Annotated in this window: 8 protein-coding genes; 7 read left to right on the top strand and 1 reads right to left on the bottom strand. The window is 76.1% G+C overall.

Translation table 11 applies throughout. From position 1 onward, the window contains the following. The first annotated feature begins 12 nt into the window (after positions 1-12). Genes BMW85_RS08950 through BMW85_RS08930 form a run of 5 tightly spaced genes read left to right on the top strand, consistent with a single transcriptional unit; the run spans position 13 to position 16412 of the window. Complete coding sequence (locus BMW85_RS08950) at positions 13-594, top strand: GNAT family N-acetyltransferase (RefSeq protein ID WP_245774700.1); 582 nt, start codon at positions 13-15, stop codon at positions 592-594. Beyond that, positions 588-1862 carry a lysine N(6)-hydroxylase/L-ornithine N(5)-oxygenase family protein gene (locus BMW85_RS08945; RefSeq protein WP_091079261.1) on the top strand — a complete coding sequence of 425 codons (1275 nt, stop codon included), beginning with the start codon at positions 588-590 and terminating at the stop codon, positions 1860-1862. The genes BMW85_RS08950 and BMW85_RS08945 overlap by 7 nt, the downstream gene beginning before the upstream one ends. Next, complete coding sequence (locus BMW85_RS08940) at positions 1859-4834, top strand: non-ribosomal peptide synthetase (protein ID WP_091079258.1); 2976 nt, start codon at positions 1859-1861, stop codon at positions 4832-4834. Before BMW85_RS08945 ends, BMW85_RS08940 begins: the two co-directional genes overlap by 4 nt. Beyond that, entirely contained in the window at positions 4831-16206 is an 11376-nt protein-coding gene (locus BMW85_RS08935; RefSeq protein WP_091079255.1) for a non-ribosomal peptide synthetase, read from the top strand. Before BMW85_RS08940 ends, BMW85_RS08935 begins: the two co-directional genes overlap by 4 nt. After that, positions 16203-16412, top strand: a complete 210-nt coding sequence (locus BMW85_RS08930; protein WP_091079254.1) for an MbtH family protein — start codon at positions 16203-16205, stop codon at positions 16410-16412. Before BMW85_RS08935 ends, BMW85_RS08930 begins: the two co-directional genes overlap by 4 nt. On the opposite strand, the gene BMW85_RS08925 is transcribed toward BMW85_RS08930, so the two are convergent. Next, positions 16413-17018, bottom strand: a complete 606-nt coding sequence (locus BMW85_RS08925) for a TetR/AcrR family transcriptional regulator (protein ID WP_091079251.1) — start codon at positions 17016-17018, stop codon at positions 16413-16415. It abuts the gene before it with no gap. A 125-nt stretch (positions 17019-17143) separates the two neighbouring features. Here BMW85_RS08925 and BMW85_RS08920 point away from each other — a divergent pair, with 125 nt between their 5' ends. Then, on the top strand, positions 17144-18586 hold the full coding sequence (locus BMW85_RS08920; RefSeq protein WP_091079249.1) for an MFS transporter: 1443 nt from the start codon (positions 17144-17146) through the stop codon (positions 18584-18586). After that, positions 18587-19426 carry a GNAT family N-acetyltransferase gene (locus BMW85_RS08915; RefSeq protein ID WP_091079246.1) on the top strand — a complete coding sequence of 280 codons (840 nt, stop codon included), beginning with the start codon at positions 18587-18589 and terminating at the stop codon, positions 19424-19426.

The raw sequence follows: 19426 nt of genomic DNA, 5'->3' as shown, positions 1-19426 counted from the left end.
TTTGGAGGGTGTGTGGACGTGTACGTGGAGGAGGAGGTCGGCGCCCCGCCGATCCCCTCACTGGACGGCGGCTGGCGGGTGGCCCCGATCGAGCCCGGCGCGGACGGCGTCGCCGTGGTCCACGACTGGATGAACCGGCCGCACGTGGCCGGCCCCTGGGACCAGGCGTGGCCGTACGAGCGTTGGGCCGCCGAGATCGCCCGCCAGGCGGCGGGGCGGCACTCCCGGCCGTGCCTGGCGTACCGGGACGGCGAACCGGTCGCCTACCTGGAGCTGTACCGGGTGCTGCGGGACCGGCTGGCGCCGCTGTACCCGTACCGGCCGCACGACCTCGGCGTGCACATCGCGATCGGCGACGAGCGCGACCTCGGCCACGGCGTGGGCCGCCGGCTGCTGCGCGCGGTCGCCGTGGGCCTGCTGGCGGCCGACGAGCGCTGCACCCGCGTCGTCGCCGAGCCGGACGTGCGCAACGAGCCCTCCGTCCGGGCCTTCACCGCAGCCGGGTTCGTCCGCGCGGGAGAGGTGACGATGCCGCACAAGACGGCGGCGCTGATGGTGTACCCGCGTGCTCAGGAGGACCTTCCTCAGTGGTGACCCCGGCCTACGACCTCGTCGGAATCGGCTTCGGCCCCTCCAACCTCGCCCTGGCCGTCGCGCTCGCCGAGTCGCGCACGCCGGCGCCGTCCGCCGTCTTCCTGGAGCGGCAGCCGTCGTTCGGCTGGCACCGGGGGATGCTGATCGAGGGCGCGACCATGCAGGTGTCCTTCCTCAAGGACCTGGTCACGATGCGCAACCCGGCGAGCCCCCACAGCTTCGTCGGCTACTTGCACGCCAAGGGCCGGCTGGCCGACTTCATCAACCAGAAGACGATGTACCCCACCCGCCTGGAGTTCCACGACTACCTGGAGTGGGTCGCCGCCCGCTTCGAGCACCAGGTCGTCTACGGGGCCGAGGCCGTCACCATCCGGCCCGTCACGGACGGCGGCACGATCACCCACCTCGACATCGTGGCCCAGCACGGCGAGCTGACCACCTACCGGGCGCGCAACGTCGTGCTCGCCGCCGGCCTGCAGCCCGTGCTGCCGCCCGGCGTCGTCGCCGGCGAGCGCGTGTGGCACAGCCAGGAGCTCATGCACCGGCTCGCGGACCCGCCGGCCGGCCGGCCGCGCAGGTTCGTGGTCGTCGGGGCGGGCCAGAGCGCCGCCGAGGTGACCGAGCACCTGCACAGCCGCTTCCCCTCCGCCCAGATCTGCGCGGTCTTCTCCCGGTACGGCTACAGCCCCGCCGACGACAGCCCCTTCGCCAACAGCGTCTTCGACCCCGCCGCCGTCGACCACTTCTACGACGCGCCGCCCGAGGTCAAGCGCATGATCCTGGACTACCACGCCAACACCAACTACTCCGTCGTGGACCTCGACCTGCTGAAGGAGCTGTTCGGGCGGGCCTACCGGGAGAAGGTCGCGGGCGTCGAGCGGCTGCGGATCATGAACCTGTCGCGCGCCGTCGGCCTGGAGACCCGCCCCGGCGAGGTGACCGTGCACGTCCGGTCGCTGGTCAGCGGCGAGGTCGAGGCGCTGCGCGCCGACGTGGTCGTCTACGCCACCGGCTACCGGCCCGTGGACCCGCTCGACCTGCTCGGCGCCGCCGGGCCCCACTGCCTGCGCGACGACGACGGCGCGCTGCTCGTCGGCCGCGACCACCGGGTACGCACCACGCCCGAGCTGACCTGCGGCATCTACCTCCAGGGCGCGACCGAGCACACCCACGGCCTGACCGCCACGCTGCTGTCCACGACGGCCGTGCGGGCCGGCGAGATCGCCGGCTCCCTCGCCTCGCCCGCGGTCCTGGAGCCGGCCCGATGACCCGTCCGCTCACCCTCATCGGGCTCGTCGAGGAGCAGGCCGCCGCCACCCCCGGACGGCCCGCGCTGCGCTTCCGCGACCGTACGCTCACCTACCGCGAGCTGGACGCGGCCGCCTCCGCGCTGGCCGCCCGCCTCCGGGAGCGGGGCGCGGGCCCCGAGCGCGTGGTCGCGGTCGCGCTGCCGCGCTCGGCCGAGCTGGTCGTGGCGCTGGTCGCGGTGCTGAAGACCGGGGCCGCGTACCTGCCGGTGGACCCCGAGCAGCCGGCCGGGCGGACCGCGTCCATGCTGGCCGACGCCGCGCCCGTGGTCACGCTGCGCGAGGTGGAGCTCGAACCGGGCGGACGGCCCGAGCCGGCCACGCCCGCCGATCCGCGCAACCCCGCGTACGTGATCTACACCTCCGGCTCCACCGGCCGGCCCAAAGGCGTCGTGGTCGCCCACGAGGCCATCGTCAACCGGCTGCGCTGGATGCAGGCCGAGTACGGCCTCACCGCCGAGGACCGGGTGCTGCAGAAGACGCCGGCCGGCTTCGACGTGTCGGTGTGGGAGTTCTTCTGGCCGCTGATCGCCGGGGCCACGCTCGTGGTGGCCGAGCCGGGCGGGCACCGCGACGCGGCGTACCTGGCCGGGCTCATCCGGCGGGAACGCGTCACGACCGTGCACTTCGTGCCGTCGATGCTGCGCGCGTTCCTGGCCGATCCGGACGCGGCGGGCTGCACCGGGCTGCGCCGGGTGATCTGCAGCGGCGAGGAGCTGCCCGCCGGGCTGGCCGCCGAGTTCCACGCCGCGCTGCCCGGGTGCGGGCTGCACAACCTGTACGGGCCGACCGAGGCCGCCGTGGACGTCACGTACTGGGCGTGCCGGCCGGGGGAGCGCGGGCCGGTGCCGATCGGCCGCCCGGTCTGGAACACCGCCGTCCACGTGCTGGCCCGCGACCTGCGGCCGGCCGCGGCCGGTGAGCTCTATCTCGCCGGCGTGCAACTGGCCCGCGGTTATCTCGGGCGGCCGGGGCTGACCGCCGGGCGGTTCGTCCCGGACCCGTACGGGCCGCCGGGCAGCCGAATGTACCGGACCGGCGACCTCGCCCGCCGCCGCCCTGACGGGGTGGTCGAGTACGCGGGCCGCGCCGACGACCAGATCAAGATCCGCGGCTTCCGGGTCGAGCCCGGCGAGGTCGAGGCCGTGCTGAACGCCCACCCCGACGTGCGTCAGGCCGTGGTGACCGCCCATGAGGTGCGTCCCGGCGTCACGCTGCTGACCGGCCACGTGGTGCCTGTCGAAGGTGCGGTCGTGGACCCGGACGCGCTGCGCGCCCACGCCGCCGCCCGGCTGCCCGGCCCCATGGTGCCCGCCGTCTTCGTCCCCTTGGCGTCGGTCCCGTTGACGGCGAACGGCAAACTCGACCGCCGCGCCCTCCCGCCCCCGCCCGAGGACGCGGCGGCGGACGACATCGAGGTGGGGGAGGGCGCAGAAGGGCGGCTGGTCGCGCTGGTCGCGGAGGTGTTGCGGCTGTCCAATGTGCGGCCCGCGGACGACTTCTTCGCGCTGGGGGGCGACAGCATCCTCGCGCTCCACCTCGTCGGCCGGGCCCGCCGCGCCGGCCTGGCGATCACCGCCCGACAGGTGCTCGAACTCGGCACCGCCCGCGCCCTGGCCGCCGCCGCCGTCGGCGCGGAGGGCGTGGCCGAGCCTCCGGAGGCGGCGCTCGGCGACGTCCCCGCCACCCCGATCATGAACTGGCTACGCGAGCGCGGCGACGCGACCGCCGAGCACTTCGCCCAGTCGGTCACCCTGCGCCTGCCTCGCGACGTGGACCATGACCGCCTCGTCGGAGCCCTGCGCGCCCTGCTGGACCACCACGACCTGCTCCGCGCCCGGCTCACCGCCGGCGGCCTGCACGTGCCGCCGCCCGGCGCCGCGCCCGCCGAGGGCCTGCTGCGCGAGGTCACGGACGACGCCCTCCTGCCGGGGGCGCTCACGGCGGCCCGCGCCGCGCTGGCCCCGCGCGACGGCGTGATGCTGCGCGCCGTACGGCACCGCGGCCTGCTGCACCTGGTCGCGCACCATCTCGTCGTGGACGGCGTCTCCTGGCGGATCCTGGCCGAGGACCTGGCGCAGGCGTACGCCGGCACGACGCCGCTCACCCGCTCCACCTCCTTCAGGACGTGGGCCCGCGCCCTGCCCGCGCTGGATCGCCGCGCCGAGCTGCCGTACTGGACGGACACCCTCGCCGCCGAGGAGCCCTGGCGGCTCGACCCGGCGCGGGACACCGCCGCGACCGCCGCCCGGCTCACCGTGAGCGCCCCGCTGGACGTCACGCTCGACCGGGTGCTCGCCGCGCTCGCACTGGCCGTCGCCGGGCACCGGGCCGGGCATGGCCTGCCGGGCGGTCGTGAGGTCCTGTTCGACGTCGAGGCGCACGGCCGCGAGGACCTGGTGGCCGGCGCGGACCTGTCGCGCACGGTGGGCTGGTTCACCGCCATCTGGCCGGTCCGGCTGGACCCCGGTCGAGTGGGTGGGGCCGACGCGCTCGCCCGTACCTCCGCCCGGCTGCGCGAGGTGCCCGGCAAGGGCGTCGGCTACGGCCTGCTCCGTCACCTCGACCAGGACGCCGGCCCGCGCCTGGCCCGCCTGCCCAGGCCGGCGATCTGCGTCAACTTCCTGGGCCGCTTCCCCGAGGAGCCGGGCGACTGGGGGATGGTCCTGGAGCCGGGGAGCTTCCTGGACCTGGCCGATCCCGGCCTGCCGCTCGCGCACGTCCTGACCGTGGACGCGTTCGTGGCCGAGGGCCCGGCGGGGGCGCGGCTGGAGTCCACCTGGACGTGGGCGTCCCGCGTGCTGACCGAGCCCGCCGTGCGCGAGCTGTCCGGGCGATGGCTCGACGAGCTGCGCGCCACCGCGCCCTCCGGCGCCTTCCTGGTCGAGCTGGACCAGGCCGAGCTTGACGAGTTCGAGGAGACCCTGGCGTGACCGGCCCCGAGGCCAAGAAGATCAAGGACGTCTGGCCGCTCACCCCGCTCCAGGAGGGACTGTTCTTCCACGCGCGACACGGCGAGGACGATCCGTACACCGTCCACACCACCGTACGGCTGCGCGGCCCGCTCGACGCGGCGGCCCTGCGGGGCGCGGCCGAGCGCCTGCTGGCCCGCCACGACCCGCTGCGCGCGGCCTTCCGCAGCCGGAGGAACGGCCGGCCGGTGCAGGTCATCGCGGCCCGCGCCGCGCTCCGCTGGCGGGAGGTGGACCTGACCGGGGGAGGCTCGGTCGCCGAGGTCGTGGAGCGGGACCGGCGGACGCCGTTCGACCTGGAGGCGCCGCCGCTGCTGCGGTTCACCCTGGTAAGGGAGGCCCCCGACCGGCACCTGCTGCTCGTCGCCAACCACCACCTGGTGCTGGACGGCTGGTCGCTGAACCTGGCGCTGCGCGAGCTGTTCGAGCTGTACGCGGGAGCCGAGCCGCCGCCCGCGCCGCCGTACCAGGACTACCTGGCCTGGCTGGGCGGACGGGACGTCGCGGCGGCGCGGAACGCCTGGCGAGAGCACCTGGCGGGGCTCGGGGAGCCCACGCTGGTGGCCCCCGGAACGGACGGTCCCGGCGCGGCCCGCGAGGTCGTGACCGAGCTGACCGCCGACCTGACCGGGCGGCTCGCCGCGCAGGCCCGCCGATCGGGCGTCACGATGAGCATGGTCGTGCAGACCGCGTGGGCGCTCGTGCTGGGTGCGCTCACCGGCCGGGACGACGTGGTGTTCGGCACCACGGTCTCCGGTCGGCCGCCCGAGCTGCCGGCCGCCGACCGCATGATCGGCCTGTTCATCAACACCCTGCCGGTACGGGTCCGGCTGCGCGCGGCGGAGCCGGTCACCGCCTGCCTCGCCCGGCTCCGCGACGCCCACGCCAGGCTCGCCGACCACCAGCACCTCGGGCTGGCCGAGATCCAGCGGCTCGCGGGGGCAGGCGAGCTGTTCGACACGCTGGTGCTCTTCGAGAACCATCCGGCGGGCCCCGTCGGCCCGCTGGTCGAGAGCGTCGAGGAGCGCGACGCCACCCACTACCCGATCACGCTCTGCGCCCGCCCGGGTGAGCGGCTGCGGCTGGAGCTGGCGTACCGGGAGGGCCGGGTGAGCGCCGCCGAGGCCGGGCGGATGCTCGACCGGCTGGTCCGCGCGCTGGACCGGCTGGCCGCCGCCCCCGACCGCCCGATCGGCCTGATCGACCTGCTGGACGAGACCGAACGCGCCCAGGTGCTCGGCGCCCAGGCGGGCACGGCCGGGCCGTACCCCGTGCGAACCCCGGCCGACGCCTTCGCCGAGCGTTGCGCGGCCACGCCGGACGCGACCGCCGTGGTGGACGCCGCCGGGAACGCCCTCACCTACGCCGGACTGGCCGCGCGGGCCGACCGGCTGGCCGGGGCGCTCGGCGTCGGCCCCGAGGACGTCGTCGCCCTGGCGTTGCCGCGCGGTCTCGACCTGGTCGCGGCCGTCCTGGCGGTCTGGCGGTCCAGCGCGGCCTACCTGCCGGTCGATCCCGGCTATCCGGCGGACCGGATCGCGCTCATGCTCGGCGACGCGCGGGCCGCCGTCGTGGTCACCGACTCCGCGACCGCGCCCGGCCTGCCCCTCACCGGGGACGCCAGGATCGTCCTGGCCGACGACCCCGCCCCGGGAACCGCGAACCGCGAGGCCGCCCGGCCCGAGCATCCCGCGTACGTGATCTACACCTCGGGCTCCACCGGCCGCCCCAAGGGCGTCGTGGTGCCGCACGGAGCCGTCGCCAACCTGCTGGCCGCGCACGAGGCGGACACCGTCGCGGCTGCGGTCGCCGCCACCGGGGGCCGGCGGCTGCGGGTGGCGCACAGCGCGTCGTTCTCGTTCGACGCCTCGGTGGACCCGCTGCTGTGGATGCTCGCCGGGCACGAGCTGCACGTGCTGGACGACGCCACGTACCAGGATCCCGAGCTGCTCGCGGGCTATCTGGCCGAGCACCGGATCGACTACGTGGACGTGACGCCGTCTTACCTGGCCTCGCTCATCAGCGCGCTGGAGGACGGCCCGCACCGGCCCGCCGTCGTCGCGGTCGGCGGCGAGGCGGTGCCCGGCCCGCTCTGGCGGCGGCTCCGCGCGCTGCCGGGCGTGATCGCCAGGGACCTGTACGGCCCGACCGAGTGCACGGTGGACGCCTACGTGCGCAGGCAGGACGGCACCGAGGGCCCCGTGCCCGGCGTACGCGCGCTGGTGCTCGACCCGATGCTGCGCCCGGCGCCGCCCGGCGTGACCGGCGAGCTGTACCTGGCGGGAGCCGGGCTGGCCCGCGGCTACCTGGGGCGGCCGGGGCTGACCGCCGAACGTTTCGTGCCCTGCCCGTACGGGCCTCCGGGCGCCCGCATGTACCGCACCGGCGACCTCGCGCGATGGCGGGACGGCCGGCTGGAGCTGGCCGGGCGGGCCGACGACCAGGTGAAGATCCGCGGGTTCCGGATCGAGCCGGGCGAGGTGGAGGCCGCGCTGGCGGGCTGCCCCGGCGTCGAGGAGGCCGCCGTGGCGGTGCGTGAGGACGGCGCGGGCGGGCCGCGGCTCGTCGCCTACGTACGCGGCCGGGCGGACGAGGACGAGGTACGGGCGTACCTGCGGGGCGTGCTGCCCAGGCCGCTGGTGCCGTCGGCGGTCGTCCGGCTCGCCGAGCTGCCGCTGCTGCCCAACGGCAAGGTGGACCGGCGCGCCCTGCCCGATCCCGCCGGGACGCGGGCGGCGGGACGTGAGCCGCGCGGCCCGCTGGAGGAGCGGCTGTGCGCGCTGTTCGCCGACGTGCTGGGCGTGGACCGGGTCGGCGCCGACGACGACTTCTTCGAGCTGGGCGGCCACTCGCTGCTCGCCGCCCGGCTGGTGAGCAGGCTCAGGACCGAGCTCGGCGCGGCGGCCGGGGTCCGCACGCTGTTCGACGCGCCGACCGTCGCCGAGCTGAGCGGCCGGCTCGGCGTGGCCGCCGCGCGCCCGCCGCTGGTCCCGCGCCCACGCCCGGAACGGGTGCCGGTCTCGCACGCCCAGCGGGGCCTGTGGCTCCAGCACCGGCTGGAGGGCGGCTCGGCCACCTACAACATGCCCTTCGCGCTGCGGCTGGACGGCCCGCCCGACGTGGCCGCGCTGGAGCTCGCGCTGGCGGACGTGGTGGAGCGGCACGAGGTGCTGCGGACGGTGTTCGGGGAGGAGGACGGCGAGCCGTACCAGATCGTGCTGGACCGGGCGGACGTGCGCGTCGAGACCGGGCCCGCCGACCTCGGGCACGTCTTCGACCTGGCCACCGAGCCGCCGCTGCGGGCGTGGCTGGACGGCGACCGGCTGACCGTGCTCCTGCACCACATCGCCGGGGACGAGCTGTCGCTGCGCCCGCTGGTCGCCGACCTGACCGCCGCCTACCGGGCCCGCGCCGAGGGCCGCGCGCCGGACTGGACGCCGCTGCCCGTCCAGTACGCCGACTACGCCCTGTGGCAGCGCGAGCTGCTGGGCGACCTGGACGATCCGGCGGGCCGGCCGGCGAAGGAGCTGGCGTACTGGCGGCGCGCGCTCGACGGCCTGCCGCCCGAGCTGCCGCTGCCCGTGGACCGGCCCTTCCCCGACGAGCCCGGCCGGCGCGGCGCGACGATCGACTTCGACCTGCCGCTGGACGCGATCGACGAGCTGGCCGGGCGGCACGGGTGCACGCCGTTCATGGTGCTGCACGCGGCGGTGGCGGCGCTGCTGACCCGGCTCGGCGCGGGTGCCGACATCGTGCTCGGCACGCCGGTCGCGGGCCGCGTGGACGAGGCGCTGAACGACCTGGTGGGACTCTTCGTCAACACCGTCGTCCTGCGGGTGGACACCGGCGGCGAGGTCACCTTCGCCGGGCTGCTCGAACAGGTGCGGGCCGCTGACCTGGCCGCGTTCGACCACGCGGAGATCCCGTTCGACCTGCTGGTGGAGGAGTTGCGGCCGGTGCGGGTGCCCGGCCGGCACCCGCTGTTCCAGGTGATGATCGCGTACGAGCGCGACTCGGGGCTGCCGGTCGAGGAGGCCGGCGGGCCCGGGGTCTCGAAGTTCGACCTGACGTTCGTGCTCGGGCCGGGCGGGGGGCAGGTGGAGTACCGCACCGACCTGTTCGACGCCGCCACCGCCGAAGGGCTCGGGGCGCGGCTGGCGGAGGTCGTCCGGCAGGCGGCGCTCCGGCCCGAGCGGTCGATCGCCGAGCTTCCCGTCGCCCCCATGCGGGCGCCCGCCGTACGCGGCCTGCCCAGCGGAGTGGGCGGGGCGGAGCCGCGTACGGAGGCCGAGCGGGTGCTGTGCCGGCTGTTCGGCGAGGTGCTCGGGGTCCGCGACGTGGGCGCGGCCGACGACTTCTTCCTGCTGGGCGGGCACTCGCTGCTCGCCGGGCGGCTGGCCGCGCGGATCAGGGCCGTCACGGGGACGGAGGCGGCGCTCGGCGACGTCTTCGCCGCCCCGACCCCCGCCGCACTGGCCGCCCGCCTCGCCCCTGCCGTGGGAGGCGGGGCGCCGCCACTGGAGGTGCGGGAGCGGCCCGAGCGGGTGCCGTTGGCGGCGGCGCAGCGGCGGTTGTGGTTCCTGCACCGGCTGCACGGCCCGTCCGACGCCTACACCGTGCCGCTCCTCCTGCGGCTGCGCGAGCCGCTGGACCCGGCGGTCCTGCGCCGGGCGGTCGGCGACCTGATGGAGCGGCACGAGGCGCTGCGGACCGTGTTCGGGGAGGAGGACGGCGAGCCGTACCAGATCGTGCTGGACCGGGTGGATCCGCCCGTCACGGCCGGGCCCGCCGACCTCGGGCACGTCTTCGACCTGGCGGCCGAGCCGCCGCTGCGGGTGTGGCTGGACGGCGACCGGCTCACGGTGCTGCTCCACCACCTCGCCGCCGACGAGTGGTCGGTCGGCCCGCTCCGGGACGACCTCGCCACCGCCTACCGGGCCCGCGCCGAGGGCCGCGCGCCGGACTGGACGCCGCTGCCCGTCCAGTACGCCGACTACGCCCTGTGGCAGCGCGACCTGCTCGCCGGCGGCCTCGCCGACCGGCAGCTCGCCCACTGGACCGGCGTGCTCGCCGACCTCCCCGGACGCCTGGAGCTGCCCGCGTGGGCCTGCGGGGACGCCACCGCCGCCGCCTCCCGCCCCGCCGCGCCCCTGCGCGAGCTGGCCCGCCGCAACGGAACGACCGTGTTCATGGCCGCCCACGCGGTCGTGGCGGCCCTGCTGACCAGGCTCGGCGCGGGCACCGACGTCCCGGTGGGCGCGGCCGTCGCGGGCCGTACGGACGAGGTGCTGACCGGGCTGATCGGCTTCTTCGTCAACACCGTCGTGCTGCGGGTGGACACCGGCGGCGATCCCACGTTCGCCGAGCTGCTGGCGCGGGTGCGGGCCGCCGACCTGGCCGCGTTCGAGCACGCCGACGTCCCCTTCGACCAGGTGGTGGAGGCGGTCAATCCCGAACGCGGCGACGGCGACCCGCTGTTCCAGGTGGCCGTGGCCTACCACCCGGCCACCGGGTCGGCCCCAGGCTTCGCCGCCGAGGAGGAGCCCGCGCCGCCCGGACCGGCCAAGTTCGACCTCTCCGTCACCTTCACGGAACGTCCAGGCTCGGCCGAGCTGGACGTGCTGGTCGAGCACCGGGGCGGCGCGGCCGGCCGGTACGCGGCGCACCTGCTCCGCCTGCTCGACGCGGTCACCGCCGACCCCGGACGGCGGCTGAGCGAGTATCCGCTCCTCGCGCCCGCCGAGCTGGAGACCGTGCTCACCACCTGGAACGACACCGGCTCCGCCGAGCCGTTCCTGACCCTGTCCGAGCTGTTCGAGGCCCAGGTGAGGGCCACGCCGGACGCGATCGCGGTCCGGTGCGAGTCGGAGTCGCTGACGTACGCGGAGCTGGACGCGCGGGCGGACCGCCTGGCCGCCTCGCTCGCGGCGGCCGGCGCGGGCCCCGAACGCATCGTGGCCGTGGCGCTGCCCCGCGACCCGCGGATGGTGGTCGGCGTGCTGGCGGTGGCCAAGGCCGGGGCCGCGTACCTGCCGATCGACCCGGCCCAGCCCGCCGGGCGGATCGCCGCGATGCTGGAGGACGCGCGGCCCGTCCTGCTGCTCGCCACCCGCGAGACCGCCAGGGGCGTCCCCATGACGCCCCTGCTCATGGACGACCCGCCCGCCCCCGCCGGGCCGCCCGTCCGGCCGCTGCCCCGCCACCCCGTCTACGTGATCTACACCTCCGGCTCGACCGGCCGCCCCAAGGGCGTGGTCCTGGAGCACGCGGGGGTGCGGGCGCTCGTGGACACCGCCGTACGGCGGTTCGGCGTCGGCCCGGGCAGCCGCGTCCTGCAGTTCGCCTCGATCTCCTTCGACGTGGCGTTCTGGGAGCTGACCATGGCGCTGTGCACCGGCGCGACGCTCGTCGTCGTGCCCGCCGAACGGCGGGTGGCCGGCCCCGAGCTGACCGAGTACGCCACCCGTCACGACGTCACCCACCTGGCGCTGCCGCCCGCGCTGCTGTCGGCCCTGCCCGACGGCTGCACGCTGCCGGAGGGCGCCACGCTGCTGGTCGGCACCGAGACGGTGACGCCCGAGCTGGTACGGCGCTGGGCCGGCCGGCACCGCGTCATCGACGCCTACGGGCCGACCGAGGCCATGGTCAACTCCACGCTCTGGCCCGCCCACGGCGACCTCGACGCCCTCACGACCGTGCCCATCGGCCGCCCCGACGTGGGCAAACGCGTCTACGTCCTGGACCGCGCGCTGCGTCCCACGCCGCCCGGCGTCATCGGCGAGCTGTACGTGGCGGGCGCCGGCCTCGCCCGTGGCTACCTCGACCGGCCCGCCCTGACCGGCGAACGTTTCGTGCCCGACCCGTACGGGCCGCCGGGCACCCGTATGTACCGCACCGGCGACCTGGCCCGGTGGCGCGACGACGGCGCGGTGGAGTTCGCCGGCCGCGCCGACGGCCAGATCAAGATCCGGGGCTTCCGCATCGAGCCCGGCGAGGTGGAGTCGGCGCTGGCCGGCTGCCCCGGCGTCCGCGAGGTCGCGGTGGTCGCCCGCGAGGACCGGCCGGGTGAGCGCCGGCTCGTGGCGTACGTGACCGGGGCCGGGACCGACCCCGCCACCCTGCGGGCGCACGTCGCCGCGCGGCTGCCCGACTACATGGTGCCCGCCGCGTTCGTCGCGCTCGACGCGCTGCCGCTCATGGTCAACGGCAAGGTGGACAGGAAGGCGCTGCCCGCTCCCGGCGCCCTCGCCGCCGGGCGGTCGCGGGGGCCGCGCACCCCGGCGGAACGGGCGCTGTGCGCGATCTTCGCCGACGTGCTGGGCGTCGAGGGCGTGGGCGTGGACGACAACTTCTTCCACCTGGGCGGGCACTCGCTGCTCGCGGTCAAGGTGCTGGCCCGGGTGCGGGACGGGCTGGGCGCGGACCTGCCGCTGCGCGCCCTGTTCGACACGCCCACGGTCGCGGGCCTCGCGGGCGCGCTCGCCGCCTCGCCGCCGGCCCGCCCCGGCGACCTCGTGCGGGCCGTACGGCCGGAGCGGGTCCCGTTGTCGTCGGCGCAGCTCCGGCTCTGGTTCCTGGGGGCGCTGGAAGGCCGGTCGGCGACCTACAACGTGCCCCTGGCGGTGCGGCTGCCAGGGCCTGTGGAGCCGTCCGTGCTCCGGGCGGCGCTCGGCGACGTGGTACGCCGGCACGAGGTCCTGCGCACGGTCTACCGCGAGGCGGACGGCGTCCCGTACCAGGTGGTCCTCGATCCCGCGGACCCCGAGGTCGCGGTCGGGCCGCCGGACCTCGGGCACGTCTTCGACCTGGCCGCCGAGCCGCCGCTGCGGGCGTGGCTGGACGGCGACCGGCTCACGCTGCTGCTGCACCACATCGCCTGCGACGAGTGGTCCGTGGCCCCGCTGCTCGCCGACCTGGCCGCCGCGCTGCGGGCACGGGCCGACGGCCGCGCGCCGGACCTCGCGCCGCTGCCCGTGCAGGTGGCCGACCACGCCCTGTGGGAGCGCGACCGGCTCGACGCGACCCTGCCCGAGCACCTGGCGTACTGGACGAAGGTCCTCGCCGGGCTGCCGGAACGGCTCGCGCTGCCGCCGGCCGGGGCAGGCGGCGCGGTCGTCCGCCAGGCGCCCGCCGGGGTGCGGGACGCGCTCGCCGCGCTCGCCGCCCGCGCGGGCACGAGCCTGTTCATGGTGCTGCACGCGGCGGTGGCGGCGCTGCTGACCAGGCTCGGCGCGGGCACGGACGTCCCCGTGGGTACGCCGGTCGCGGGGCGGCCGGACGACGCGCCGCCCGACCTGGTGGGCTTCTTCGTCAACACCGTCGTGCTGCGGGTGGACACCGGCGGCGACCCCGCCTTCGCCGAGCTGCTGGAACGGGTGCGCGAGGTGGACCTGGCCGCGTTCGAGCACGCCGGGGCGCCGTTCGAGCGGGTGGTGGAGGCGGTCAACCCCGGCCGCTCGGGTGCGGGGAACCCGCTGTTCCAGGTCATGGTGACGTACCAGCGGAGCGGGCCGGCCGCGCTGGAGGTGCTGCCGGAGCCCGGGCCGCCCGCCCCCAAGTTCGACCTCGCCTTCGCGTTCACCGAGACGAGCGGGCTGGAGGTGGCCGTCGAGCACCGGCTCGCGCCGGACGTGGCCGAGAGCGTCACCGACGCCCTGCTGCGCGTGCTGGAACAGGTCGCCGCAACCCCCGCCGCGCCGCTCAGCGCCCTCGACCTGCCGGCGGTAGGTCTCGGCGTCGGGGACCCCCGTCCTGCCCGTCGCGAAATCGCGCGGCGGGAGCCCGAAGGGCCGACCGAGCGCCGGATGACGGCGATCTTCGAGGAGGTGCTGGACGTGGCCGGGGTCGGGGCCGGCGACGACTTCTTCCACCTGGGCGGCCACTCGCTGCTCGCGGTCCGGCTGATCAGCCGGATCAGGGCCGAGCTGGGCGCGGCGGTCACGGTCAGGGACGTGTTCGACGCCCCCACCGTCGCCGGGCTGGCGGCCAGGCTCGCCCGCGTCCCCGACCCCGTCCCTGCGGTTCGCCCGCGAGCGCGAGGCGAACGGGTGCCGCTGTCGTCGGCGCAGCGCCGGCTGTGGTTCCTGCACACGCTCGACGGGCCGTCGGCCGCCTACAACGTGCCGCTCGCCGTACGGCTGCGCGGCCCCCTGTCCGTCGATGCGTTGCGCGAGGCCGTCGGGGACGTCGTGGCCAGGCACGAAGCGCTCCGCACGGTCGCCGCCGAGGACGAGCTGGGGCCGTACCAGGTCGTTCTCGACCCGGCGCGGGTGCAGGTGATGGACGGGCCGGGAGATCCCGGCCACCGGTTCCGCCTCGACGACGAGCCGCCGATCAAGGTCTGGCTGCACGCCACGGCACCCGGCGAGCACCTGCTGCTCGTCCTCCTGCACCACATCGCGGCGGACGAGTGGTCGGTCGGGCCGCTGTGGGACGACCTGGCCGCCGCCTACCGGGCCCGCGCCGAGGGCCGCGCGCCGGACTGGACGCCGCTGCTCGTCCAGTACGCCGACTACACCCTGTGGGAACGCGAGAACCACGACCCTGACCGGCTCGCGTACTGGCGGCGGGCCCTCGCCGGGCTCCCCGAGCACCCGCGGCTCCCGCACGACCTGCCCCGTCCGGCGGTCGCCACCGGCGACGGGGACGTGGTGGAGTTCCGCCTGCCGCCCGGCACGCGGCAGGGCCTGGCCCGGCTCGCGGCGGACGGCGGCGCGACCATGTTCATGGTGGTGCACGCCGCCGTGGCCGCGCTGCTGACCAGGCTCGGCGCGGGCACCGACGTCGCCGTGGGCACGCCCGTCGCGAACCGGCCGGACGACGCGCTGGCCGATCTGGTGGGTTTCTTCGTCAACACCGTCGTGCTGCGGGTGGACACCGGCGGCGATCCCGCCTTCGCCGAGCTGCTTGAACGGGTCCGCGACGCGGACCTGGCCGCGTTCGAGCATGCCGACATGCCGTTCGACCAGGTGGTCCAGGCGGTCGCGCCGGCCCGGTCGCCGGCCTGGCATCCGCTGTTCCAGGTGGCGGTGGCCTACCATCCGGCGGGCCGGCCGCTCGGGCCGCTGGGGGAGGCGGCGGCCGAGATCGAGGAGGTGTCCACGGGCACGGCCAAGTTCGACCTGGCGGTGTCGCTGGCGGAGGAGGGTGAGGGGGCGGTCGAGTACCGTACCGACCTGTTCACCAGGGGCACGGCGGAGCGGATCGCGGGCGCGCTGGCGGAGCTGCTGGCCACGGTGGCCCGCGCCCCTGACACCCGCCTGAGCGAGCTGGACGTGCCGCCGGTGACCCCCGCTGACTGGACGCCGGTGCCCGCCACTGCGGGGACGGCCGGGTCGCCGGTGGACGTGCGGCGGGTGGCGGAGCTGTTCGCGGACGTGCTCGGCGTTCCCGTGCCAGGACCGGACGAGGGCTTCTTCGAGCTGGGCGGCCACTCGCTGCTGGCGGGCCGGCTGATGACCGCCGTCGCGGCCGAGTTCGGGGTGCGGCTGCCGGTCAGGACGCTGTTCGAGGCGCCCACGCCCGCCGCCCTGGCCGCCGCGGTGCGTGCGCCGCACCGCCCCGGGCACGCCCTCGACGTGCTGCTGCCCATCAGGACGTCCGGCGAGGGGCCGCCGCTGTTCTGCGTGCACCCGCTGTTCGGGCTCGCCTGGTGCTTCACCGGCCTGGCGGGGTCCCTGGACGTGCCGGTGTACGGGCTCCAGGCGCGCGGCCTGGCCGGGCCGGAGCCGCTGCCGCGCACCCTGGACGAGATGGCCGCCGGCTACCTGGACGCCGTCCGGGCGGTCGCGCCGGCGGGGCCGTACCGGCTGCTCGGCTGGTCGTTCGGCGGCGTCGTCGCGCACGCGATGGCCGCCCGCCTGCGTCGCGAGGGCGAGGAGGTGGCCCTGCTGGCGATGCTCGACTCCTACCCGCTGCTGCCCGGCGAACGGCCGGAGACCGGCGACGACGAGCAGGACGCCCTGCGTTTCCTGCTCCGACTGGCCGGGCACGACGCCCGCGGGCCGCTCGACCGGCGGCGGGTGGTGCGGTACCTGCGGGCCGGGGGAGGGGCGCTGGCCGAGATCGAGGAGGCCACGATCGGCGCGATGATCGACGTCGCCGTCAACGCCGAGCGCCTCATCACCGCCGACCGGCACCCGTACTACGACGGGGATCTGCTGTTCGTCACGGCGGGCGCGGACAAGACCGGCTCGGGACTCGAACCCGGCCGCTGGCGCCCGTACGTGGGCGGCGCCGTCGAGGAGCACGTCCTCGACTGCGCGCACCACCAACTGGCCGATCCCGGGCCGCTCGCCCAGGTGGCCCGCATACTGAAGGAGCGACTGCGTTGACCAACCCGTTCGAGGACCCCGAGACCGACTACCTCGTGGTGGTCAACGACGAGGCTCAGCACGCGCTGTGGCCCGCGTGGATCCCGCTGCCCGAGGGCTGGCGGGACGTGTACGGGCCCGGCGCCCGCGACCTGTGCCTCCAGTACGTCGAGACCCATTGGACGGACATGCGCCCGGCCGGCCTCGCCCGCGCGATGGACGACTGATCACCGCATCACCCCGGCACGGGCCGCGGCCAGCGCCGCCGCCGCGGCCCGGTCGGCGGCGGCCTCGTCGAGAGGTTCGCCGGTGTTGAGCAGCGCGTAGTACAGGGGCGCGGAGACGGCGGCGATCACCCGGCGCGCGTCGGTGCCGGGCGGCAGCTCGCCCCGCTCGACGGCGTCGGTGACGCAGCCGGCCCACTCGCCGACGCGTACGGCGTAGAAGCGGCGCAGCGCCCCGGCGGCCTGCTCGTCGCAGAGCGCGGCGGCGATCAGCGCTTTGAACAGCCTCCCCTGGCGGGGGTCGGTGAGGGTCCTGACGACCAGGCGGGCGTTGTCGCGCAGGTCCCGTGCGACGTCGCCGTGGCGGGAGCGGGGGAGCGAGCGTTCGGCCATGTCCTGGAGCAGGTCGGCGGCGAGCGCGCCGGGCGAGCCCCAGCGGCGGTAGACGGTGGTCTTCCCGACGCCCGCGACGCGGGCGACCTCGCCGAGGTCGAGCCCGTGGAAGCCGTTCTCGGCCAGGACGTCGCCGGCGGCCTGGAGCACGGCCTCGCGTACACGAGCGGTACGCCCACCAGGCCGGACGGCGCCGGGCTGCACAGCGTCGGGCATGTCGGACTCTCCCTCCCCCTCGACCCTTATCGGGACTGGAGTTCCCTTAAGGCGGTAGCTGGTGCTACCGTTCCCTCATCTTAACGGAACTCCAGACCCATTTAGGGTCGAGAGGAAGCCCCCTCATGTCCATCACCCACCCCCTCCCGGCACCCGCCCCCCTCCTGACCGGCCGCCATCGGGTCACCCTCGCGGTGCTCCTGGTCGCCCAGTTCATGCTGGCCGTCGACTTCTCGATCCTGAACGTGGCACTCCCCGCCATCGGCGACGACCTGGGCTTCTCCCTGGGCGGCCTCCAGTGGATCGCCACCGCCTTCGCCCTGTGCGCGGCCGGGTTCACCCTCTTCTTCGGCCGCATCGGCGACCTGCTCGGCCGCAAACGCATCTTCCTCGGCAGCCTCGCGCTCCTCGGCGTGGCCTCACTCGTGGGCGGGCTCGCCCCGACCCCCGAGCTCCTCATCGCTGCCCGGGTCGCCCAGGGGCTCGCCACCGCCGCCGCCACCCCCTCAGGGCTGGCCCTGCTGACCACGTCCTTCCCCGAAGGCCCGCTGCGGCAGAAGGCGCTCGGGCTCAACGGCGCCCTCATGTCCGCCGGGTTCACGGCGGGCGCGGTGCTCGGCGGCGTGCTCACCGACGTGCTCTCCTGGCGCTGGGCGTTCTTCGTCAACGTGCCCGTCGCGCTCGCCGTGCTCGTCGTCGCGCCCGCCGTCATCGCCGAGTCCCGGCCCGCCGACCGGCCCCGGCTCGACCTGCCCGGCGCGCTCAGCGTCACCCTCGGCCTGCTCGGCGTCGTCTACGGCCTCACCCAGGCCGGCGAGCACGGCTGGACGCACCCGTACGCGGTGACGGGGCTGCTCGCCGGCGCGGCCCTGCTCGCCGTCTTCCTCCTCGTCGAGCGCCGGGCCGCCCAGCCCCTGGTCCCGCTGCGGGTGCTGGCCAGGCCGACCGTGGCCTGGGGCAACCTGATCGGGCTGCTCGCCTTCGTCACCGAGACGTCCCTGGTGTACCTGCTCACCCTCTACCTGCAGAAGACCCTCGGCTTCTCGGCCCTCGCGGCCGGGCTCTCCTTCGGCGTGCTCGGGCTCGGCACCGTGGCCGGCGGCCTGCTCGCGCCGAAGGTCATCGCCCGCACCTCCACCATCGCCGTACTGGTCGGCGGCGGGCTGCTGCAGGCCGTCAGCACCGCCGCCCTGCTGCTGCTCGGCGACACGGGGGCGGCCATGGCGCTGCTGCTGCCCGCCACGTTCCTGGGCGGCGTCGGCAACATGCTGGTCATCGTCGGCTTCATGGTCACCGCCACGGCGGGCCTGCCCGACCACCAGCAGGGGCTCGCCACCGGGCTGGCGTCGATGTCCCAGCAGGTCGGCATCACCATGGGGACGCCGATCATGTCCGCGATCGTCACCGCCGTGACCGGCGGCGCGATCTCGGCCGGCGCGATCCGGCACGGCGTCCTCGTCGCCGTCGCGGCCAACACCGCCCTCGTCCTGCTCGGCGTCCTCGTCGCCGCCGTCTTCCTGCGCGCGCCAGGCATAATGATCAGCCACCCCCAGGAGAAGGAGCAGTAGGTGACCATCGAGTGGGCCCCGTTGTCCGCCGCCGACCTGCCGGCGATCGCCGAACTCGCCCGGCGCTGCCTCGCCCACGACGGCGGGCTCCCGGCGACCACCTCCCCGTCCTTCCTGGAACGCAGGTACGCCGCCGGACCCGGGGTGGGCGCGTACGCCGGCGGCCGTCTGGTCGCCTGCGCCGCCGCCGGCCCCGCCGGCCAGGCGACGGCCGTGACCGGCCTGGTCGACCCCGCCCACCGGGGGCAGGGGCTCGGCTCGGACCTGCTTGACCGGCTGGCCAAGGGCCCCGTACGGCTGGAGACCGAGTCGCTGACGCCCGAGGCCGACGCGCTCTTCCGCGCCCGCGGCTTCCGGCGGACGTTCGCCGAGGACGTCTTCCGCCGCGACCTGGCCCTGCCGCTGCCGGACGTCCCGCTGCCGCCGGAGCTGGCCGTGGAGGAGTGGTCGCCCGCCACCGAGGAGGTCTTCCACGCGGCCTACTCCGCGTCGTTCGCCGACCGGCCCGGCTTCCCCGGCTGGTCCCGGCAGGAGTGGGTGGACTGGCTGGTGGACGACGAGTTCCTGCCCGGCTGCTCCCTGGTCGCGCGTACGGCGGACGGCGCCGCCGCCGGTTTCGTCGCGTGCGCGGAGGGCTTCCTCATCCAGGTCGGCGCGGTGCCCGAATGGCGGCGGCGCGGCCTGGCGCGGGCGCTCGCCGTCGCCGCGCTCGGGCGGATGCGGGCGGCGGGCGCGACGGAGGTCTTCCTGGACGTCAACGAGAACAACCCGGCCTCGGCCGCGCTCTTCCGCGGCCTCGGCTTCGAGACCGTCGCCCGCCGGGCCCGCTACGAGAACTGA

This window comes from Nonomuraea wenchangensis (assembly GCF_900111685.1).
Lineage (GTDB): Bacteria > Actinomycetota > Actinomycetes > Streptosporangiales > Streptosporangiaceae > Nonomuraea > Nonomuraea wenchangensis.
This window is presented reverse-complemented; position numbering and strand designations above follow the sequence as displayed.